The sequence below is a fragment of the Amycolatopsis sp. NPDC004169 genome (assembly GCF_040610315.1).
GTDB lineage: Bacteria > Actinomycetota > Actinomycetes > Mycobacteriales > Pseudonocardiaceae > Amycolatopsis.
This window is the reverse complement of the sequence record NZ_JBEXMD010000023.1, coordinates 79433-99451: the sequence shown is the minus strand read 5'-3', so window position 1 is coordinate 99451 and position 20019 is coordinate 79433. Positions and strand designations below refer to the sequence as shown.

The 20019-nt window shown below is 71.4% G+C and carries 21 protein-coding genes; 15 read left to right on the top strand and 6 right to left on the bottom strand.

Going from position 1 to position 20019, the window contains the following annotated elements; translation table 11 throughout:
* The first annotated feature begins 4 nt into the window (after positions 1-4).
* The 11 genes from ABZX11_RS28375 (at position 5) to ABZX11_RS28325 (ending at position 10650) form a co-directional block, all read left to right on the top strand.
* The gene (locus ABZX11_RS28375; RefSeq protein WP_354918390.1) at positions 5-1750 is read left to right on the top strand and encodes a CocE/NonD family hydrolase; all 1746 of its coding nucleotides are present in this window, start codon (positions 5-7) and stop codon (positions 1748-1750) included.
* Positions 1751-1820: 70 nt separating this feature from the next.
* Complete coding sequence (locus tag ABZX11_RS28370) at positions 1821-2240, top strand: hypothetical protein (RefSeq protein ID WP_176171613.1); 420 nt, start codon at positions 1821-1823, stop codon at positions 2238-2240.
* A complete protein-coding gene (locus ABZX11_RS28365) occupies positions 2237-2434 on the top strand; it encodes a hypothetical protein (RefSeq protein WP_176171614.1) in 198 nt (65 codons plus the stop codon). The genes ABZX11_RS28370 and ABZX11_RS28365 overlap by 4 nt, the downstream gene beginning before the upstream one ends.
* Before the next feature lie 45 nt (positions 2435-2479).
* Complete coding sequence (locus tag ABZX11_RS28360; RefSeq protein ID WP_176171615.1) at positions 2480-3166, top strand: response regulator transcription factor; 687 nt, start codon at positions 2480-2482, stop codon at positions 3164-3166.
* Entirely contained in the window at positions 3163-4521 is a 1359-nt protein-coding gene (locus ABZX11_RS28355; protein ID WP_354918385.1) for a HAMP domain-containing sensor histidine kinase, read from the top strand. The genes ABZX11_RS28360 and ABZX11_RS28355 overlap by 4 nt, the downstream gene beginning before the upstream one ends.
* 368 nt (positions 4522-4889) lie before the next feature.
* The gene (locus ABZX11_RS28350) at positions 4890-5795 is read left to right on the top strand and encodes a LysR family transcriptional regulator (RefSeq protein ID WP_354918382.1); all 906 of its coding nucleotides are present in this window, start codon (positions 4890-4892) and stop codon (positions 5793-5795) included.
* 119 nt (positions 5796-5914) lie between these two features.
* The gene (locus tag ABZX11_RS28345) at positions 5915-7051 is read left to right on the top strand and encodes a CoA transferase (protein ID WP_176171618.1); all 1137 of its coding nucleotides are present in this window, start codon (positions 5915-5917) and stop codon (positions 7049-7051) included.
* Between the two features lie 12 nt (positions 7052-7063).
* Positions 7064-7807, top strand: coding sequence for a crotonase/enoyl-CoA hydratase family protein (locus ABZX11_RS28340; RefSeq protein WP_176171619.1), 744 nt, complete (start codon positions 7064-7066; stop codon positions 7805-7807).
* On the top strand, positions 7804-8550 hold the full coding sequence (locus ABZX11_RS28335; RefSeq protein ID WP_354918378.1) for an acetoacetate decarboxylase: 747 nt from the start codon (positions 7804-7806) through the stop codon (positions 8548-8550). Before ABZX11_RS28340 ends, ABZX11_RS28335 begins: the two co-directional genes overlap by 4 nt.
* Positions 8547-9452: a 3-hydroxyacyl-CoA dehydrogenase NAD-binding domain-containing protein gene (locus ABZX11_RS28330; protein ID WP_354918375.1), complete on the top strand. Its 906-nt coding sequence runs from the start codon at positions 8547-8549 to the stop codon at positions 9450-9452. Before ABZX11_RS28335 ends, ABZX11_RS28330 begins: the two co-directional genes overlap by 4 nt.
* Before the next feature lies 1 nt (position 9453).
* Entirely contained in the window at positions 9454-10650 is a 1197-nt protein-coding gene (locus ABZX11_RS28325) for an acyl-CoA dehydrogenase family protein (RefSeq protein ID WP_176171622.1), read from the top strand.
* Positions 10651-10654: 4 nt separating this feature from the next.
* On the opposite strand, the gene ABZX11_RS28320 is transcribed toward ABZX11_RS28325, so the two are convergent.
* Both ABZX11_RS28320 and ABZX11_RS28315 read right to left on the bottom strand, forming a co-directional pair.
* On the bottom strand, positions 10655-11866 hold the full coding sequence (locus ABZX11_RS28320; RefSeq protein WP_354918372.1) for an LCP family protein: 1212 nt from the start codon (positions 11864-11866) through the stop codon (positions 10655-10657).
* Positions 11867-12075: 209 nt separating this feature from the next.
* Positions 12076-12819, bottom strand: a complete 744-nt coding sequence (locus ABZX11_RS28315) for an SDR family NAD(P)-dependent oxidoreductase (RefSeq protein WP_354918369.1) — start codon at positions 12817-12819, stop codon at positions 12076-12078.
* A 39-nt stretch (positions 12820-12858) separates the two neighbouring features.
* Between ABZX11_RS28315 and ABZX11_RS28310 the strand changes: the two genes are divergently transcribed.
* Positions 12859-13872, top strand: coding sequence for an RNA polymerase subunit sigma-70 (locus ABZX11_RS28310; RefSeq protein WP_354918366.1), 1014 nt, complete (start codon positions 12859-12861; stop codon positions 13870-13872).
* A 140-nt stretch (positions 13873-14012) separates the two neighbouring features.
* Here ABZX11_RS28310 and ABZX11_RS28305 read toward each other — a convergent pair whose 3' ends face one another.
* Entirely contained in the window at positions 14013-14276 is a 264-nt protein-coding gene (locus ABZX11_RS28305; protein ID WP_176171626.1) for a WhiB family transcriptional regulator, read from the bottom strand.
* Positions 14277-14778: 502 nt separating this feature from the next.
* On the opposite strand from ABZX11_RS28305, the gene ABZX11_RS28300 reads away from it, so the two are divergent.
* Together ABZX11_RS28300 and shbA are read left to right on the top strand one after the other, a co-directional pair.
* Complete coding sequence (locus ABZX11_RS28300) at positions 14779-15267, top strand: sigma-70 family RNA polymerase sigma factor (protein ID WP_354918363.1); 489 nt, start codon at positions 14779-14781, stop codon at positions 15265-15267.
* A 146-nt stretch (positions 15268-15413) separates the two neighbouring features.
* Positions 15414-16010 carry an RNA polymerase sigma factor ShbA gene (shbA, locus tag ABZX11_RS28295; RefSeq protein WP_176177817.1) on the top strand — a complete coding sequence of 199 codons (597 nt, stop codon included), beginning with the start codon at positions 15414-15416 and terminating at the stop codon, positions 16008-16010.
* A gap of 87 nt (positions 16011-16097) precedes the next feature.
* Here shbA and ABZX11_RS28290 read toward each other — a convergent pair whose 3' ends face one another.
* Entirely contained in the window at positions 16098-16931 is an 834-nt protein-coding gene (locus tag ABZX11_RS28290) for a LysR substrate-binding domain-containing protein (protein WP_176171628.1), read from the bottom strand.
* Between the two features lie 96 nt (positions 16932-17027).
* Between ABZX11_RS28290 and ABZX11_RS28285 the strand changes: the two genes are divergently transcribed.
* The gene (locus ABZX11_RS28285; RefSeq protein ID WP_354918360.1) at positions 17028-17996 is read left to right on the top strand and encodes a bile acid:sodium symporter family protein; all 969 of its coding nucleotides are present in this window, start codon (positions 17028-17030) and stop codon (positions 17994-17996) included.
* A gap of 25 nt (positions 17997-18021) precedes the next feature.
* Here ABZX11_RS28285 and ABZX11_RS28280 read toward each other — a convergent pair whose 3' ends face one another.
* A complete protein-coding gene (locus tag ABZX11_RS28280; protein WP_176171630.1) occupies positions 18022-18840 on the bottom strand; it encodes a hypothetical protein in 819 nt (272 codons plus the stop codon).
* Positions 18837-19829: a twin-arginine translocation signal domain-containing protein gene (locus tag ABZX11_RS28275; protein WP_354918357.1), complete on the bottom strand. Its 993-nt coding sequence runs from the start codon at positions 19827-19829 to the stop codon at positions 18837-18839. The genes ABZX11_RS28280 and ABZX11_RS28275 overlap by 4 nt, the downstream gene beginning before the upstream one ends.
* Positions 19830-20019 lie beyond the last annotated feature (190 nt).

Here is a 20019-nt window from a genome sequence, read left to right as displayed (position 1 = left end):
CCGGATGCGACTGATACTGGGGTTCTTGGCCGCTCTGCTCACGACCGCGGGGCTCGCACCCCCGGCCGCCGCCGCGGAAAGCCGGCCGGTCTATTCCTACGCCGACGCGATCCGCGAGACGGCGTGGGTGGAAACCGGCACGGACAACGACCACGACGGCAAGCCCGACCGGATCGCCGCCGACGTCATCCGGCCCGACGCGCGCGTGCGGGTGCCGGTGATCCTCGACGTCAGCCCGTACTACGCGTGCTGCGGCCGCGGTAACGAGCAGCAGAAGAAGACGTACGCGCCGGACGGCACACCGCAGCAGTTCCCGCTGTTCTACGACAACTACTTCGTGCCGCGCGGCTACGCCGTCGTGCTGGCCGACGTCGGCGGCACGAACCGGTCGTCCGGCTGCTTCGACGACGTCGGCTCCGGCAACGCGGTCGTGAACTGGCTGAACGGGCGGGCGAAGGCCTTCGACGCCCCCGACGGCGGGCGTCCGGTGACCGCGGGCTGGGCCACCGGGGACGTCGGCGCGATCGGCAAGTCGCAGGACGGCGCCACCGCGATCGGGATGGCCGCCTCGGGCGTCGCCGGGCTGAAGACCATCGTGCCGATCGAAGGCGTGGCGGACAACTACGCCCAGCTCGTCGCGAACGGCGCGCCACTGGCCACGCCGGAGAACACCGGGTCGGCCTTCACCTACAACGAGCGCGCCGCCGAGCTGTGCCAGCCGTTCGAAGCGGACGTCAAGGCGCGCGCGGGCACGAACGGGGACTACAACGACTACTGGCGGAGCGTGCACTATGTCCCGCGTCCCGGACAGGCGAGCGTGCTCATCGCGCAGGGTTTCGGGGACTGGGTCGTCGCGCCGAACCAGTTCGCCGGCTACTGGGCCGCGCTCGGCCGGGCCGGCGTCCCGCGCAGGGCGTGGCTGAGCCAGGCCGGCCACACCGACCCTTTCGACCTGCAGCGGGCGCAGTGGGTCGAGACGCTGCACCGCTGGTTCGACCGCTGGCTGCTCGGGCTGCGCAACGGCGTCGAGCGGGAGCCCGTCGTGCACCTCGAAACCGCGCCGGACCGCTGGACCGACGTCCGGAGCTGGCCGCCCGCCACGCTGCCGGCGACCTTCCGCCCGTCGGCCGATGGCACGTTGGGGCCGACCGGGTCCGGCACGGCGGCCGTCGTCGACGACCCCGGCGTCACCCGCGAGCAGTGGGCGGCCGGGGTGTCGGCCGCGAAGTTCACCGGTCCCGTCCTCCCCGCGCCGGTGCGGCTCGCCGGGTCGCCCTCGGTGACGATCACGGCGTCGTCGGACCAGGCCGCCGCCCGGGTCGGCGTCGCGCTCGTCGACTACGGGCCGGCCGACCTGCGCAACACCGCCGAGTACGGCAGCGGCGTGCGCAACCTCGCGACACGGTCGTGCTGGGGCGCCAGTGCCGAGGGCGACAGCGCGTGCTTCCTCGACACGGCCGCCGACGTCGTGCCGGTCGACCACCGGATCGTCGCGGCCGGCTGGGCCGACCTCGGGCACCACGCGTCGCTGCGGCACGGCGAACCGCTGGTCCCCGGCCGGGCGTACTCGATGACGTTCGGCCTCACCGCGCTCGACCACGTCGTCCCGGCCGGGCACCGGCTCGGGCTGCTCCTCGGCGGCACCGACGGGCTGCTGTTCGACCCGGCGCTGCCGCGCCTCGGCGACACGCTGACGTTCGACCTCGCGCGAACGTCGGTCACCGTCGGCCTTACAAAGCCCGAACACTAGGCGGACGCGCTCCGAACACCGCCCGGCCAGAGTTCTCCCCGTACCCCGGAACGAAAGACGAGGAGAAACGATGCGAGGAACCACCTGGACGCGGCTCGCCCTGGCGGGCGGGGCGAGCGCGGCCTGCCTGCTGGTGGCGGCGCCGCTGGCTTCGGCCGAGACGCCGACGCCGGTGGCGCCGATCACGCTCAGCCCCGAGGAGTCGCAGCAGGTCTGCTCGGACTGGGTGCCGAAGCTGCAGAAGAAGGCCGAGAACCTGGAGAAGCGGATCAACGGCGGGCCCGAGGTCAAGGGCTCGGTCGCCAACCTCAAGGCCCGGGCGGCCGACCAGCGGGCGGCCGGGCACACCGCCCGCGCCGACCAGCTGGACCAGCGCGCCACCAAGCGGCAGGGCCGCATCGGTGAGCTGGACGCGGCCAAGCAGAAGCTCGACGCCTTCGCGTCCGCGCACTGCAAGCCGGCCGCGCCGTCGACGGCGCCGACCAAGTGAGGGGCGCGAGGGTCGCGGCGGCGGTCGGGGCCGCCGCGCTCGTCGCGCTCGGCTGCTCGGGCTGCCGCGACAACCTGATGGGCTCGCCCGGCGACCCGCCGGCGTCGTCGTCCACGGTCTCGCCGTCCGGCGAGCTGAGCGGGATCGAGTCGACACTCAACGGCATCGAGTCGGACATGAACAGCGATGGCTGACCGGCTAGCGTCTTCCCGTCAGTGACGGTGGAGACGGGAGCAGGCATGGGGTCACCGGGGCGCGGCCTCGTCCTCGTGGTCGAGGACGAGGCCGCGATCGCCGAGCTGGCGGCGCTCTACCTCAAGCGCGACGGCTTCGGTGTGCACGTCGAGGCCGACGGCGGCCGGGCCCTCGAAGCGGTCCGGCGGCTCAAGCCGGTGGCGATCGTGCTCGACATCGGACTGTCCGGAATGGACGGTATCGAGATCTGCAAGGCCCTGCGCGCGGCCGGGGACTGGACGCCGGTGCTGTTCGTCACCGCCCGCGACGACGAGCTCGACCGGCTGCTCGGCCTGGAGATCGGCGCGGACGACTACCTGACCAAGCCGTTCAGCCCGCGCGAGCTGGCGGCCCGGGTCCGGACCGTGCTGCGCCGCGCCTCCGGGGCGGCGCCGGCCGCATCGGTGCTGACCGTCGGCGGGGCGCGGGTGGATCTCACCAGCCGCCGCGCCTGGGCGGGGGACGCCGAGGTCGCCCTGACCTCGACCGAGTTCGACCTGCTGACGCACCTGCTCCGGCACCCGGGGCAGGTGCTTTCGCGCGACCAGCTGCTCAGCGCCGTCTGGGGGTACGCCGCGGCCGCGGGGACGCGCACGGTCGACGTCCACGTGGCGCAGCTGCGCGCGAAACTCGGGCCGTCGAGCCCGATCCGGACGGTGCGCGGCATCGGGTACGCGGCGGACCCGGCGTGAGGGTCCGGGGGACGCTCGCCGGGCGGATCACACTGGTCTGCCTGGCCGTCGCGGGCGTGGCGGTGATCGTGGCGGGGCTGGTCGCGGCCCGGCTCATCCGGACGACGGCGGACAACGCGCTGCAGGCGTCACTGGCCGCGCAGGCCGACGTGGTGGCGTCCCAGCTGGACGAAACGGGCATCGGCAACCGGCTGGGCGTCGGCAAGGTGGCCGACGTCGTGCGCGGGCAGGGCATCTCGGTGGTCGTCCGCCGGGCGGGCGGGCAGGCGGTCGGGGACGCCGCCGCGGTCCAGGCCGCGGTCAAGGCCGGGCTCGGCGCGGACGGCTCCCGGCGCGTCACGGTGGCGGGGTCGCAGTACCTGGTCGAGACGCGGGTGGTCGGCCCGCGCGGGGCGGCGTTCGCGCTGGTCCTGCCCACGCAGAACGCGCAGGCCACGCAACGGGCGCTGGTGCGCAACATCCTGCTGGCGCTGGGAATCGGGCTGCTGGTGGCGGCCTTCGCCGGCTTCGCTTCCGGGCGGTTGCTCGGTCGTCCGCTGCGCCGGGCGGCGCTCGTGGCGGGCTCGCTGCGGGCGGGACGGCGGGACGTGCGGGTGCCGGTGCAGGGGCCGCGCGAGGTGGCGGAGGTGGCCGGGTCGCTGAACGCGCTGGCCGACGCGCTGGCCGTCAGCGAGGCGCGGCAGCGGGAGTTCCTGCTGTCGGTGTCGCACGAGCTGCGGACGCCCCTGACGGCGGTGACGGGCTTCGCCGAGGCGATCGCGGACGGCGTCGCTTCCGGCGACGACGCGGTGCGCGCCGGGCAGACGATCCAGCGCGAGGCGGCGCGGCTTTCGCGGTTGGTCGAGGACCTGCTGGAGCTGGCCCGGCTGGGGGCGGACGAGTTCCGGCTGGACATGGCTTCGGTGGACCTGGCCGCGCTGGTGCGCGACTGCGCGGAGGTGTGGCAGCTGCGGTGCGCGCGGGAGGGGGTTTCCCTCTCCGTTTCGGCGCCTTCATCTCCTGTGCCGGTCTTGGCGGACGCGCGCCGGCTGCGTCAGGTGGTCGACGGGCTGGCCGAGAACGCCCTGCGCGTCACCCCGACGGGGGCACCGATGGTGTTCGCCCTCACGGTGTCCGGTTCGTCGGCTTCGCTGGCGGTCCGGGACGGCGGGCCGGGGCTGGCCCCGGAGGACTACCCGGTGGCGTTCGAGCGCGGCGTCCTGAACGCCCGCTACCGCGACCGCCGCCCGGTCGGCTCCGGCATCGGCCTCGCGCTGGTCCACGCCCTGGTCACCCGCATGGGCGGAACGCTCACCGCAGGCCCGGCCCCCGAAGGCGGCGCCGCCTTCACCCTCACCTTCCCCCTGACTCCCTGACCGTGTCGTCCCTCCAATCACGAGTGATGCCCCTCCAATCACACGAGATGCCCCCTCAATCACGCGAGATCCCCCTCCAATCACACGAGTTCCGCCTTCAATCACGCGGCTTCCGCCCCGGATCACACCGGCCCGACCCTCCAGGTACGCGAGTCGTCCGTCCGGGTACGCGAGTCGTCCGTCCGGGTACGCGAGTTCGCCGGCCCGGTACCCGGGACTCGCGTGACCGGAGACGGAACTCACGTGATCCAGCGCGTATCTCGTGTGATTGGACGCGTATCTCGTGTGATTGAGGGGGCATCACTCGTGATTGGAGGGGCATCTCACGTGATTGGGGGGACGACACGCGGGGGTCGTAGGGTCGGGGGATGGAGATGCTGCACCTGCGTTACTTCGTCGCGGTGGCCGAGGAGCTGAACTTCTCCGCGGCCGCGCGGAAGCTGCACATGGCCGCGTCTCCGCTCAGCCAGCGGATCAAGGACCTGGAGCACGAGCTCGGGCAGCAGCTGTTCGACCGCAGCACCCACCACGTCACCCTCACCGACGCCGGGGCCGCGCTGCTGCCGCTCGCGCGGGACGTCCTCGAGCAGGTCAGTGCCATTCCCTGGAAGCTGGAAGAAGCCACTCGGCCGCAGCGCAGCACCGTTTTCCTCGGCATGCCCGCCGGCGTGCACCCCGATCTGCGGGAGCGTGTCAACGCGCTCGCCGAACGGGTGAAACTGACCTACGAGCTCAAGCGCTGGCCCGGCACCACCGCCGACCTCGTGCAGGGCGTGCACGACGGGAAGCTGGCCCTCACCCTCGCCCGGCTGCCCGTCACCGATCCCGCGCTGGACCAGCTGCCCGTGATGACCGAACGGCTCGGTGCCGTCGTCCCGGCCGACCTGTTCGCCGGGCGGGACTCCGTCAGCCTGGCCGAGCTCACCGAATTCCCGTACGTGGCCTCACCAGGCGAGATCGTTCCCGCCTATTTCGAGCAGCTCGACCACCAATTGAACGAGCTCGGCATCAAGAAACGCATCCGGCTGACCAACACCGGCTACGGCGGGACGTCGGAAATCATCTCCAGCGGCGAAGCATTCTCCATTTCCATGCTCGACGCCAAGAGCCCGATGCACGGCTACCGGCTCGACAACGTCATCGTGCTCCCCTTCTCGGATTTCCGCCCTCAGCTGGACACCGGCCTCCTCTGGCGGCGCGACCGCGGCGTCGGCGACCTGAAGGACCTCGTCGACGCCGCGAAAGAGATCTTCGCCGAACCGCTCAGCAGCTGAAGAATGGTATGACCGCCAGAGTCATACCATTGTTCGCATCATGATCATTCCCTTTCCCGTCGCCCGCGCCTAAGTTCGGAAGTAGAGCAGAACAGCAAGGCGCGAAAGGACGCAAACACATGACGACCGGACCGCTGGACGGCGTGCGCGTGATCGACCTCTCGACCGTGGTGATGGGCCCGTACGCGGCCCAGATCCTCGGCGACCTGGGCGCCGACGTGATCAAGATCGAGTCCCCCGCGGACACCGTGCGGGTGGGCGAGTACCGCACCACGCCGGGCATGACCGCACTGAACCTCAACGTCAACCGCAACAAGCGCAGCGTGGCCCTCAACCTCAAGGACGAGACCGAGCGCGAGCAGGCGCTGAAGCTGATCGACACGGCCGACGTGCTGATCACCAACATGCGCCCCGGCGCGCTGGCCCGTCTCGGCTTGAACTACGCCGACGTCGCCGAGCGCAACCCGCGGCTGGTCTACGCCCACGCGCAGGGCTTCCGCGGCGACTCCCCGCAGGCCGGCAACGCCGCCTACGACGAGACCGTGCAGGCCTCCTCCGGCCTGGTCGACGTGGCCAACCGGGCACTGGGCCAGCCGGTCTACCTGCCGACGATCATCGGCGACAAGGTCTCGTCGCTGACCATCGCCTACAGCGTGCTCGCCGCGCTGGTCCACCGCGACCGCACCGGCCAGGGCCAGCAGATCGAGATCCCGATGACCGACACGCTGATCGCGTTCAACCTGGTCGAGCACCTCGCCGGGCACACGTTCGAGCCGGCCGAAAGCCCCACCGGGTTCGCGCTGTCGATGACGAAGGGCCACGCCGCGGTCCGCACCAAGGACGGCCTCGCCTGCGTCATCCCTTACAACCCGAAGAACTTCCGCGACTTCTTCGCCGCCGCCGGGCGCCCGGACCTCGCCGCGGACCCGCGGGTGAACGGCGAGGCCATCAACCGCGCCGACAACGAGTGGCTGACCGAGCAGATCGCCGCGTGCGCCCCGGCGCTGACCACCGAGGAGTGGGCCGAGGTCTGCGCGAAGCACAGCATCCCGATGGCCCCGGTCCTGGAGCTGGACAAGGCCCACGAGGACCCGTACGTCCGCGACGGCCACCTGCTCGACACCGTCGAGCACCCGAGCGAGGGCACCATCCGCACGGTCGGCATCCCGGTGAAGTTCTCCGCGACGCCCGGCTCGATCCGCCGCCTGGCCCCGCTGGCCGGCCAGGACACCGCCGAAGTCCTCGCGGAACTCTGAAAGAAGCAGTTCATGAGTGAAGTACGCACCGAACGGATCGGCAGCACCCTGCTGATCACGATCGACCGCCCGCAGGCCCGCAACGCGGTCAACGCCGCCGTCGCGAAGCAGCTGGCCGCCGCCCTGGACGAACTCGAGGCCGACCCCACGCTCCGGGCGGGTGTCCTGACCGGCGCCGAAAACACCTTCAGCGCCGGGATGGACCTCAAGGCCGCCCTCAAGGGCGAGTCACCGGAGATCCCGGGCCGCGGGTTCGGCGGCCTGACCGAAGCCGAGCTGGCCAAGCCGCTGATCGCCGCCGTCGAAGGGTTCGCCATGGGCGGCGGGTTCGAGCTGGCCCTCGGGTGCGACCTGATCGTCGCCGCCGAAGACGCGCAGTTCGGTCTGCCCGAGGTCAAGCGCGGCCTGATCGCCGCGGGCGGCGGGGTGATCCGGCTGCCCCAGCGGATCCCGCACCACCTCGCGATGGAGTTCCTGCTGACCGGCGAGCCCGTCACCGGCCGCCGCGCCGGCGAGCTGGGCCTGGTCAACCGCGTCACCGCTACCGGTGACGCCGCCGCGGTCGCCGTCGGCCTGGCCGAGCAGCTGGCGCAGAACGCGCCCCTCGCGCTCGCCGCGGTCAAGAAGATCGTGCGTGCCGCGGACCCGAAAGCCGCGGAACGCGAAGAAATCCGGAAGCTGATGCAGTCGAACGACGTCCGCGAGGGCATGACCGCCTTCGCCGAGCGCCGCGCTCCGAAGTGGACAGGCGAATGAAGATCGAAGAAGTCCGGCGGCACGTGACGACCCCGCTGACCGCCCCGGCGTTCGCGCCGGTGGTCCCGAGGTTCACGAACCGCGAATACCTGAACATCGTCTACCGCACCGACGCCGCCGCCCTGCGCGCCGTCGTGCCGGAGCCGCTGCAGGTCGAGGAACCGTTGGTGCGGTTCGAGGTCATGAAGATGGGCGACGTCTCCGGCTACGGCCCGTACACCGAGTCCGGCCAGGCGATCGAGGTCAGCTTCGACGGCGAGCGCGGCGAGTACCTGCACGCGATGTACCTCGACAACTTCCCGGCCACCGCGTCCGGGCGCGAGGTCAGCGCGTACCCGAAGACCATCGGGTCGCCGAAGCTCTATGTCGACAACGGCGTGCTCGTGGGCACGCTGGACTACGGGACGCTGCGGGTGGCCACCGCGACCATGGGCTACAAGCACCACGAGCTGGACGTCCGCGAGGCCGAACGCCAGATCACCGTCCCGACGTTCATGCTCAAGACGATCCCCGGCTACGACGGTGCCCCGCGCGTGCAGGAGCTGGTCCGCACCGAGATCACCGACGTCGTGGTCAAGGAGGCCTACACCGGCCCCGCGCGGCTGCAGCTGTTCCAGCACGTCCTGGCCCCGCTGGCCGACCTGCCGGTGCTGGAGGTCGTGTCCGCGAGCCACATCACCACCGACCTGACGCTCGCCCCGGTCAAGCCGGTCTTCGACTACCTGAAGGGAGCGCAGTCATGAGGAACGCGGCAGTCATCGGCGCCGGCACCATCGGCCTGTCCTGGACGGCGCTGTTCGCCCACCACGGCCTGACCGTCCGGGTCACCGATCCCCGCCCCGACCTCGCCGAGGCCGTCTCACAGGCACTGGCCCAGTACGCCCCGCACCTCGGCACCACCGCCGAGGAGCTGGCGAGCCGCGTCCACCTCGCCGCCGACGTCACCGAAGCCGTGCAGGACGCCGACGTCGTGCAGGAGAACGGGCCGGAGAACGTCGAGTTCAAGAAGGAGCTGTTCAAGCAGCTCGTCGAGGAGGCGCCGCGGCACGCGCTGCTGCTGAGCTCGTCGAGCGCCATCCCGTCGACGGCGTTCACCGGCGAGATCGACGGCAGCCGGGTCCTCATCGGACACCCGTTCAACCCGCCGCACCTGATCCCGCTGGTCGAGGTCGTCCCCGGCGAGCGCACCAGCGACGAGTCCGTGCAGCTGGCCGTCGACTTCTACACCTCACTCGGCCGCACGCCGGTCGTGGAGCGCAAGGAGATCTCCGGCTTCGTCGGCAACCGGCTGCAGAACGCGCTCAGCCGCGAGGCGATCTACCTCGTCGAGCAGGGTGTCGTCACCCCCGAAGACCTCGACAAGGTCATCACGAATTCGCTCGGCATCCGCTGGGCCACGGTCGGGCCGTTCCTCGGCTCGCACCTCGGCGGTGGCCCCGGCGGCTACCGGCACATGGCCGAGCACATCGGCAAGTCCATGAAGAAGATGTGGGCCGGGCTGGGCGACCCCAGCCAGAGCCCCGAAGAGCAGGAACGGCTGATCGAAGCCGTCGAAAAGGCTTACGGCTCCTCCACGTACTCGGAACTCGCCGAGACGCGCGACCGCAAGCAGCTCGCCGTCCTGTCCGCATTGGAGGAGAACTGAGATGACGATGGAAGCACTCGAAGGCCAGCTGACCGCCGACTTCTACAACTACGAGACGCTGCTGGGCGACGACGAGCGCAAGCTGCTGGTCCAGGCCCGTGAGTTCATGCGCACCGACGTCAAGCCGCTGGTGAACGAGAACTGGGAAGCCGGCACCTTCCCGAAGGAGCTCATCGGGATGTTCCGCGAGAGCGGTCTCGCGGGGCTGCCCTACGAAGGCTACGGCGAGCACAAGCCGGCGGTCAGCCACCTGCTCACCGGCATGATGGCGATGGAGATGAGCCGCACGGACGCCTCCGTGGCGACGTTCTTCGGTGTCCACAACGGACTCGCGATGTACTCCATCTACAGTGGAGGGAGCCAGGAGCAGCGGGACCGCTGGCTGCCCGAGATGGCCGCGATGGACAAGATCGGCGCGTTCGCGATGACCGAGCCGCTCGGCGGGTCCGACGTCGCCGGCGGCATGCGCACCACGGCCAAGCGAGACGGTGACACCTGGGTCCTCAACGGCGCCAAGAAGTGGATCGGCAACGCGACCTTCGCCGACTACGTCGTGGTGTGGGCCCGTGACCTCGACGACAACCACGTCAAAGGCTTCGTCGTCGAGAAGGGCACGCCGGGCTTCGTGGCGGAGAAGATTCAAGGCAAGACGGCCTTCCGGATCGTCGAAAACGCCGAAATCACCCTTACCGATGTCCGCGTCCCGGAGGCCAACCGCCTGCAGGGCATCAACTCCTTCCGCGACGTCGCCGAGATCCTGCGCGCCACCCGCGGCGGCGTGGCCTGGCAGGCACTGGGCGTGATGGTCGGCGCCTACGAGCTCGCGCTGGACTACGCCAAGGAGCGCACCCAGTTCGGCCGTCCGATCGCCCGCTTCCAGCTGGTGCAGGACCTGCTCGTGAAGAGCCTCGGCAACATCACCGCCTCCTGGGGCATGCTGGTGCAGCTCGCCCGCCTGCAGGACGCGGGGATCTTCCAGGACGAGCACTCGTCGCTGGCCAAGGCGTTCGTCACCGCCCGGATGCGCGAGGTCGTCGCCTGGAGCCGGGAGATCTTCGGCGGCAACGGGATCGTGCTCGGCTACGACGTCGCGCGGTTCTTCGCCGACGCCGAGGCGATCTACTCCTTCGAAGGCACGCGCGAGATGAACACCCTGATCGTCGGCAAGGCGATCACGGGCCAGTCCGCGTTCGTGTGAGGCGCTAGTTGACGCAGCCGGCGGCCGCCGTGGTGGTCGCCGGCTGCTTCGCGTTCGAGGAAGGCGCCGGCGCCTTGGTGCCGGTGGCGGCGACCGGCTTCACGTTCCCGGCCGGGTCGTCGCCCGCGGCCTGGACATTCGTGGTGCTGATCGCCGTGCGGACGAACTGCTGGACCTGCGCCGGGTCGACCTTGACCGCGTCGCCGTCCGACGGCGTCGGCAGGGACAGGCTCTGCACCGGGATGGTGGCGAACGCGATCGCGCCCGAGGTCATCCCCCGCAGCTGCTGGGCGAAGCTCAGGATGTCCCAGCCCTTGTCCAGCACGACCGCGCCCTGCACCGCGCTGACCAGCAGGCCCAGCTTCGACGGGTCGGTGAACGTGCCCGCGCTCAGCACCTTCTTCGCCATCCCGGACAGGAACGCCTGCTGCCGCGCGATGCGGTCGAGGTCGCCGTTGGTCAGCCCGTGGCGCTGCCGGACGAAGGCGAGCGCCTGCGGACCCGAGAGCGTCTGCGTGCCCGCCGCGAAGTCCGCGCCGGAGTAGGTGTCGTGCACCGGCGCCTTGAGGCAGACCTCGACGCCGCCGACGGCCTGCGACAGCGCGTCGAAGCCGGCGAGGTTGATCGCCGCGTAGTGGTTGATGGTCAGCCCGGTGAACTTCTCCACCGTCTGGATCGCGGTCTTCGCGCCCGCCTGGTTCGCCGCCACCTCCAGCTGCGCGCCGGAAAGCCCCTGGGCGCGCAAACCGGACATCGCGGCGTTCTTGCCACGGCTGTAGGCCGAGTTGATCTTGTGTTTGCCGTAGCCGCCCGCGATGTCCACATAGGAGTCACGCGGGATCGAGATCGCGGTGGCCGCGGCGCCGCCCGCCGGGATGTGCACCACGATCATCGTGTCGGTGGTGTCGCCGCCGTCGTCCCCGCCTCCGGCGTGCAACGCGTCGAGCACGTTCTGCGGCAACGGGTTGCCGTAGGTGTCGGTCCGCGAGTCGATCCCGACGAGCAGGATGTTCTGGGCGACCTGCAGCGGCTCGCCGACCGGCGTGTCCTCGCTGTCGATCTGCGCGGCCGGCGGGATGACGTCGGCCGTGACGATGCCGTCGTCCAGCGCACTCAGCTGCGTCCACAGGTAACCGGTGGCGCCGAGCACCACGGTCGAGACGACGCCGAGCGCGACCCGGCCGCCGATCCGGCGGCCCCGCGACGACAACAGCACGACGTTCCCCTTGCTTCCCTCTGGTGTTCCCCCTCCTTCGAGGATCACCGGGTTTGCTGGGAATCAGCTGAGAAAGTTGTCGGAAACCTGTGACGCTGCCCGATCGGCCGAGCGGAATCCGGCCTATCGGCCGAATTCTGCCACGCAGGGTAGGGAGGCGCGCACGGGAACGTGCTGTGGCTCCGGCCACAGTGGCCGGCGCGATCGCGTCACCGCGGCAGTTTGCGCCAGATCGCCCGCGGCAGGAGGCGCATCGCGAAGAAGACCGGACGGAGCATTCCGGGCACCCAGACGACGTCGCGGCCGCGGCGCAGGGCCGCGACGGTCGCTTCGGCCACCTGGTCCGGCGTGCTGGAGAACGGCGCCGGTGTCATGCCTTCGGTCATCCGGCCGATCACGAACCCGGGCCGGACGAGCACGAGCCGGACACCGGAGCCGTGCAGGGCGTCCGCGAGGCCGCTCGCGAAGCCGTCGAGGCCGGCCTTGGCCGAGCCGTAGACGTAGTTCGCGCGGCGCACGCGCACCCCGGCCACCGAAGAGAACACGACGAGCCGGCCGTGGCCCTGCGCGCGCAGCAGGTTCGCGGCGTGGGTCAGCACGCCGACCTGGGCGACGTAGTCGGTGTGGACGATCGCGGCGGCGTGGGCGGCGTCGCGCTCGGCACGCGCCTGGTCACCGAGGATGCCGAAGGCGAGCACGACGGTGTCGAGCGGGCCGTGCTCGGCCGCGACCTTCTCCAGGAACGGGCCGTGCGCGGCGAGGTCGTCGGCGTCGAAGTCCACGGTCTCGACCGTCTCCGCGCCCGCCTCGCGCAGCGCGGCCACCTCGCCCGCGAGGTCCGCGCCCGGCCGCGCGGCCAGCACGAATCGCCGGACGTCCCCGCTGACCAGGCGTTTCGCCACGGCCAGGCCGATTTCGCTGCGGCCGCCGAGGACCAGAACCGTTCCACTCACCAGACCAGTCTTTCAGCCCGGGTGCGCTAGCGTTCCCGGGTGGGTCAGGACTTCGAGACGCTCGTCGAACGGCACCGCCACGAGATCCAGGTGCACTGCTACCGGATGCTCGGTTCCCTGGCCGACGCCGAAGACCTCGCGCAGGAGACGTTCCTGCGCGCGTGGAAGGCCCGCGACGGGTTCGAGGGCCGGGCGAGCGTGCGCACCTGGCTGTACCGGATCGCGACGAACGCCTGCCTCGACGTGCTCGCCCGGCGCCCGCGGCGCGTGCTGCCCGACCAGCTCGGGCCGGCCGGGGAGCCGGCCGGGCCGATCGAGGCCGCCGACCTGCCGTGGCTCGAGCCCTGCCCCGACCGGCTGCTCGACGACGCGGCCCCGGAGGACGCCGTCATCGAGCGGGAAACCATCGAGCTGGCCTACCTCGCCGCCGTCCAGTACCTGCCGCCGCGCCAGCGGGCGGTGCTGGTCCTGCGGGACGTGCTCGGCTGGCCGGCGCGGGAGACGGCGGCGGCGCTCGAGACGAGCGTGGCGTCGGCGAACAGCGCGCTCCAGCGGGCACGGGCGACGTTGCGTGAGCGGTTGCCCGCGCGGCGTGCCGAGTGGACGGTCGGCGACCCGACGGCGGCGGAAACGGCGCTGCTGAAGCGGTTCATCGCCGCGTACGAAGCCGGTGACCCGGCCGCGGTGGCCCGGCTGCTGCACGAAGACGCCCAGGCGATCATGCCGCCGTACACCTTGTGGTTCGGCAACCGGACCTCGATCGTGCGCGCGCTCTCCCTTTCGCTGGACCCGGCGTCGCCGGACTGCGTGGGGCGGTTCCGGATGCTGCCCGTGCGCGCCAACCGCCAGCCCGCCGTCGCCACCTACCTGCGGCGCCCGGGAGAGCACGATCACCGGTGGTTCGGGGTCACCCTGCTCACAGTCGAAGCCGGGTCGATCACGGCGATGGCCGCGTTCGAGTCGGTCCCGGCGGCGGCGTGGGGCCTGCCGGAGACCTGGCCCGCCGAGCACGATGACCACGGGCCGGCAGGAAAGATGCAAAGCGACGCATAGATATTGCGCTGAAAAAAAGCCCGGGTGGGTGATTCACGGGGAATCACCCACCCGGGCAAGCGCACAACCGGAATCTCATTTGCTTTCCGGATTTGCTTGCTGTCCTTGCGGCCGCCGGGAAGAGGTCACCGGCCGGCGCGTCAGGCCACTCGGTGCCGCTGAGGCGCGGTGCGCACCAGCCGGCGGCGTTCGTCCGCGGTGGTGCCGCCGAAGACGCCGTGGTCGAGGCCGTTGTCGAGCGCGTAGCCGAGGCATTCGGCGCGCACGGGGCAGCGGGCGCACACGGCCTTCGCCTGTGCCGTCTGCCGGGCGCCGGGGCCCATCTCGGAGATCGGGAAGAACAGTTCCGGGTCCTCGTCCTTGCAGGCCGCGAGTTCCGCCCAGCCCGTCATCGTGGCTTCCATTTCCTTCGTTCACCTCCTTCTCTTACTGCTTCCCATTGTTGGGGCGCGTCAACCGACTTAACACTGGCGGGCGCGCGAGCGCATCCGCCTGGGTCAAGGGGGTTTTGGCTTCGGTCCCCGGCTCACCCTCCGGGCAACCAAGACTGCAACACATGAGAGTACGCCTTTCTTCCGGGGATTTCGATGTCGATCACGTCACCCGATCGGCGAACTCCGCGCAGCACCGACCGGCGGACGGACAGTCCTCCACCATCCGCTTGCGTTGTCCGGGAGGGGTTTCCGGCTCTTCGGGCGGGTAAACACGTCCGTCAGGCCCGAGTGGGAGCCCGTCCGGAACCCGCCGTTCGCGGACCGGCGCGGCACCCGGCCGGAACCGGTCGTCACCAGCCGTCACCGAGGCAACGCATTCCATTACTCCTACCGGGCAGTCTTGATCGAATCGTTACACGTAGCGGTCACTTCACTGCACCTGTCCTAGTGAGGCGAGGGGTGGTGGGGTCCGGTGTGCGGTCACGACGAGTTCGACGCGTTCTTCCGCGCGGACTTCCCGGCCCTGGTGGCGTTCCTCTGCAAGGCCGGGTTCGAGCTCGAGACGGCCCGCGACGTCGCCGCCGAGGCGATGCTGCACGCGCTCGAAGCGTGGCCGATCGCCGAGGACCCGCGGGCCTGGGTGCGCCGGGTCGCCGGGCGCCTGCTCGACGCCGGGGGCGGCGCGCGGGCGGACTGGACCGTGGCGGGCAACCCGCAGGACGACGACGAGCTCGCCGGGCTGGTCGAGCAGCACGCGGGCCTGCTCGAGCTGCTCGCCGCCCTGCCGGGCAAGCAGCGGATGGTGCTGGCGTGGTCGCTCGACGGGTTCACGCCGTCGCAGATCGCGGAGGCGCTGCGGATCGCGCCGGCGACCGTCCGGTCCACCCTCCGCCACGTGCGGGAACGCCTCCGGCGACTCCGGGCCGCCCGGCCCGGCGACCAGCGGGACAGGGAAAGGTGAGCGAAATGCCGGCAACCGAGTACGGGGATCGGGCGATCACCGAGCAGCTGCGGGAGTCCAACGCCGCGCTGCACGACTCGCTGCGCGCCGGGCTCGACGTCGAGGGCACGCTGCTGCGGGTGCGCAGCCGGGCCCTCGTCCGCGAGATCGCCGCCGCGCAGCCCGCCGAAGCGTTCCCGCCGCACTGGCGGCGTCACGACGAGCCGGTCGCGGCCGCGATCGCGGGCGACGACGCGGCGACCGCACGCCTGCTCGCCACCATCCGGCCCCTGGTGGTGCGCTACTGCCGGGCCCGGGTCGGCCGGCACGAGCGCTCGTTCGCTTCGGCGGACGACGTCGCCCAAGAGGTCTGCCTCGCGGTGCTGACGGCGCTGCCGTCCTACCACGACCAGGGCCGCCCGTTCCTGGCGTTCGTCTACGGGATCGCCCAGCACAAGGTGGCCGACGCCCACCGCGCCGCGGCCCGCAACCGCAGCGACCCGGTCCCGGAAGTCCCGGACGGGGTCAGCGAAACGGCCGGCCCCGAGCAGCGGGCGCTGCGGTTCGAGCTGAACGAGCGGCTCGCCCGCCTGCTGGACGTGCTGCCGGCGAAGCAGCGGGAGATCGTGGTGCTGCGGGTGGTGGTCGGGCTGTCGGCGGACGAGACGGCCGCGGCGGTGGGGTCCACGCCGGGGGCGGTCCGGGTGGCGCAGCACCGGGCCCTCGGCCGGCTGCGGCGGCTGCTGACCGGCGAAGAGGAGTAGCTCCTCCGTCGAGGGCGGCGGAGGCACCGGCGGAGTGACCGGGAGCGCAGCTCCTCCGTTGAGGGTGGCGGTGGGGGTATCGGCGGACTAACGCCGGACCCGCTCCAGGATGAACTCCGCCAGCGCCGCCGCCGGGCCTTCCATCGACTCCCTGGCCAGCAGCATGAACTCGATGTCGCCGGGGTCCGGGAGGCCGTCGAGCTCGATCAGGTCGGCCGGGACCAGGCTGCGGGCGTGCACGGTCACGCCCAGGCCGGCCGCCGCCGCGGCGCGCAGGCCGGTGAGGCTCGACGTCTGGCACGCCGCCCGCCACTCCAGGCCGGCGCGTTCGAGGACCTCCACCGCCAGCCGGCGGGTGATCGACGGCATCGGGTACTGCACCAGCGGCACCGGCTGGCCCGGCTCCAGCACGGTGGCGGCCGACCCGATCCAGACCAGCGGCTCCCGCCACAGCAGCCGGCCGTGGTGCGCACCCGGGCGGCGCTTGCCCAGCACCAGGTCCAGCTGCCCGGCGCGCAGCCGCTGCGCCAGGACGTCCGACAGCTCGACCGTGAGCTCGACGTCCACCAGCGGGTGACTGCGGCGCAGCCGGTGCAGGATCTCCGGCAGCTCGCCGAGCGCGAAGTCCTCCGAGACGCCGAAGCGCACTCGGCCGCGGAGCTCGGCGCCGCGGAAGTGCCGCTCGGCCCGCTCTTCGGTGTCGACGACCGTCTGCGCGAACCCGAGCATCGCCTGCCCGCGCGCGGTGAGTTCCACCGTGTGGGTGTCACGGGCGAACAGCAGGCCGCCGGCGTCGCGCTCGAGCCGTCGCACGTGCTGGCTGACCGTCGGCTGGCCGACGCCGAGCCGCCGCGCGGCCGCGGTGAAGCTGCGCGTCTCGGCGACGGCGAGGAACGAACGGCAGAGGCGGGGATCCAGCACCGGCGCAGCTTATCGCGAATCGTGATGACAGTCAGTCCGGTCATCGGGGTTCACAATGAGCGTGGGGTCGCCGAAAATGGCGGTGGAAGGAGAGCCATGTCCCGGTTGCGTCCAGACCCCTTCGTCCTCGCCATCCTCGCCACCGTCGGCGTCGCCACCCTGCTGCCCGCATCGGGCGCGGTGGCGGACGGCTTCGGCGTCGCCACCACGATCGCCGTCGGCCTGCTGTTCTTCCTGTACGGTGCCCGCCTCTCGACGCAGGAAGCCGTCGAAGGGCTGCGGCACTGGCGGCTGCACGCGGTGGTGCTCGCGGCCACCTTCGTCCTGTTCCCGCTGCTCGGCCTGGCGCTGTTCCTGCTCCCGGCCGCGGTCCTGCCGCCGCAGCTGGCGGCGGGGGTGCTGTTCCTGGCGGTGCTGCCCTCGACGGTCCAGTCGTCCATCGCGTTCACCTCGATCGCCCGCGGCAACGTCGCGGCGGCGATCTGCAGCGCGTCGCTGTCCAACCTGGCCGGGATCGTGCTCACGCCGCTGCTGGTGGCGCTGCTGCTCGCCGGGGACGGCGCGGGCGTCGACGGGTCGGCCGTGCTCGGGATCGTGCTGCAGCTGCTGGCGCCGTTCGTGGCCGGCCAGCTGGCCCGCCGCTGGATCGGCGGCTGGATCGCGCGGCACGCGGCCCCGCTGAAGCTGGTCGACCGCGGCTCGATCCTGCTGGTGGTGTACACGGCGTTCAGCGCGGGCATGACGGAAGGCATCTGGCACCGGCTCGACCCGGGTCACCTCCTGGTGCTGCTGGCGGTGTGCGGCGCGCTGCTCGCGGCGGTACTGGCGGCCACCGGCTGGGGCGCCCGCCTGCTGGGCTTCGCCCGCGCGGACCGCATCACGATCGTGTTCTGCGGGTCGAAGAAGAGCCTGGCCAGCGGCCTGCCGATGGCGACGGTCCTGTTCGGGCACGCGCAGGTCGGGCTGATCGTGCTGCCGCTGATGCTGTTCCACCAGCTCCAGCTGATCGTCTGCGCGACCTTGGCCCGGCGGTACGCGGCCGAGCAGGACCTCGTGCCGGCCTGATTTTCGTCGATTCCGTTGTGGACGGTCAGGAACACCGGCCGGCGAGCCACTTCCGGTAGTCGGCCGTCCAGCTGGTCGCGACCCGTTCCGGGCCGGTCGCCAGGTTCGCCTGCCAGCTCGCCGCGTTCCCGCTCCACGACGGCGGCGGCTCCTCCCACTTCACCGTGTCCGGCCACGACGGGCCACCACCGAGCACCGCGGGGAACGTCCCGGCCGCCACGCGGGACTTCAGGGCCGCCGCGATGTCCGGGTCGTGCGAGTACACCGTGATCGCCTGGTTGCGGTAGCGCTCGCGCACCGGGTCGGCGATCTCGCTCCACGCCTTCGCCTTCACCGCCGCGGATCCGTCGACGAGGAACACCTTCGTCTCCGGCTTGATTTCCAGCTCGGCGAACGCGCCCTTGGCGGCGACGTGGTCCAGCCACTGCCGCAGCGAATAAACGCCCTCGCCCTGGTACGGGCCCCACTGCAGCGTCCGGCCTTCCAGCTTGTCGCTGCCCGAGGACCAGTAGATGTCGGTGATGTTCTTCTTGACGCCGTTCAGCCCGTGCGTCGAGGTGTTGTGCCACATCACCGCCTTGCCGCTGACCGTCCCGTCCGAGCCGACCGCGACCTTCGTCAGCTGGACGTCGGCCTCGAACCCGCCGGCGCCCTGGCCGATCAGGGCGTCGACGGCCTCGGGGTTGTTCGGGGCGCGCAGCTGGTCGCGGTCCCACGGGTTCGCACCGGTCGGGTAGCCACCGTGGCTGACGATCACCGGGCACGCCGGGAGCGCCTGCGCGGCGACGCCGGCGAAGGAAGCCGCCGCGAGCGCGCCGGCGAAGAGCGTGGTTGCCAGTTTCATGCGTTCACCAGGACATTCTTGTAGAAGAGGTTGGCGTACCGGTTGACGTTGTCCATGCTGCTGCGCGAGCCGAACCCGAGGAACAGCCGCGTCTCGTCGTCGGCCGTGCGGTAGACGGCCAGGCCTTCGGGTTCGCGGTAGACGAGCGTCGAGCCGGCGCGGGTGATGTCGCGGTCCGCCACCAGGCCGGTGTTCATGTCGATGCGCGTCACGTACGAGTCGATGTCGGCCGCGTCGGCGTGGCCCGATCCGTCCAATGTGTACAGGCTGCTGCCGAGGATCGTGTAGCCCTGGAAGACCACGCTCGTCGTGCTGAGCGCGGGCTGCGGGAAGTGCACCAGCGGCTTGGAGAAGTCGCCGGCGGCCGCGCCGGCGAGCGGGAAGACGCTGTACCACATCCGGCCGCCTTCGCTGCGGCGCACGGCGATCCGCTGGTACACCGGGTCGGTCGCGCAGGTGATCGTCTTGCTGCCGGTGAGGAACTTCTTCACCGACGGCGTGCCGCCGTTGACGAACTTGAAGCGCGCCAGCGCGGTGCCGCGGGCGTCGGTGGTCGTGCCGTCGGCGTCGCACTCCATCCAGATGTAGGAGGAGGTGCCGACCGGCTCCACCCCGATCGAGACGCCGTGCCCGGCGTGGTCGACGTGCATCGAGCCGAGCAGCTCACCGCTGAAGCTGAGCTGGTTGATGCACAGGTCGTCGCCGGAGGTCCCGTTCCGCGCCTGGACGACGAACAGCCGCCGGTTCACGTTGTCGAAGGCGAACCCCTGCATGACGTGGTGCGATTCGTGCAGCATCTTGCTGCGGAAGAGATCCGAGGACGGCTGGGTGATGTCGATGTGGGGCGACGCGGGGATCCCCTCCCCCTCGGCGGAGGCGACACCGGGGAGCAGAGCGGCGGAACCGAGCGCGACGGCGGTCGCGGCTCCGGCGCGGAGGAAGGAGCGCCGGGAAAGCGCTCTCGACGTGATACACGGATTCTGCGACACGGGCTCGCCTCCTGGTTCGGATGTCGGCGAGAGCGTCCAGCCGGGGCGTACAGACGCCGTACAAAGCCGGATGTACGGGTGCGCCAGGCCACCGGCGTGACCGACGACCGCCGCCACACCGCGCCGGCAAGGCCCTGGACGCTGTCAGCCGACGACCGCTGAACGAAATCCGCACCCTTCGCCCGGCCCG

Bases quoted from the DNA above. Each gene is read 5' to 3' on its own strand.
- ABZX11_RS28325 (WP_176171622.1), top strand. From the start codon at position 9,454: ATGACGATGGAAGCACTCGAAGGCCAGCTGACCGCCGACTTCTACAAC.
- ABZX11_RS28305 (WP_176171626.1), bottom strand. From the start codon at position 14,276: ATGGAAGCCACGATGACGGGCTGGGCGGAACTCGCGGCCTGCAAGGAC.
- ABZX11_RS28340 (WP_176171619.1), top strand. From the start codon at position 7,064: ATGAGTGAAGTACGCACCGAACGGATCGGCAGCACCCTGCTGATCACG.
- ABZX11_RS28335 (WP_354918378.1), top strand. From the start codon at position 7,804: ATGAAGATCGAAGAAGTCCGGCGGCACGTGACGACCCCGCTGACCGCC.
- ABZX11_RS28370 (WP_176171613.1), top strand. From the start codon at position 1,821: ATGCGAGGAACCACCTGGACGCGGCTCGCCCTGGCGGGCGGGGCGAGC.
- ABZX11_RS28280 (WP_176171630.1), bottom strand. From the start codon at position 18,840: ATGAAACTGGCAACCACGCTCTTCGCCGGCGCGCTCGCGGCGGCTTCC.
- ABZX11_RS28350 (WP_354918382.1), top strand. From the start codon at position 4,890: ATGGAGATGCTGCACCTGCGTTACTTCGTCGCGGTGGCCGAGGAGCTG.
- ABZX11_RS28285 (WP_354918360.1), top strand. From the start codon at position 17,028: ATGTCCCGGTTGCGTCCAGACCCCTTCGTCCTCGCCATCCTCGCCACC.
- ABZX11_RS28345 (WP_176171618.1), top strand. From the start codon at position 5,915: ATGACGACCGGACCGCTGGACGGCGTGCGCGTGATCGACCTCTCGACC.
- ABZX11_RS28360 (WP_176171615.1), top strand. From the start codon at position 2,480: ATGGGGTCACCGGGGCGCGGCCTCGTCCTCGTGGTCGAGGACGAGGCC.
- ABZX11_RS28330 (WP_354918375.1), top strand. From the start codon at position 8,547: ATGAGGAACGCGGCAGTCATCGGCGCCGGCACCATCGGCCTGTCCTGG.
- ABZX11_RS28375 (WP_354918390.1), top strand. From the start codon at position 5: ATGCGACTGATACTGGGGTTCTTGGCCGCTCTGCTCACGACCGCGGGG.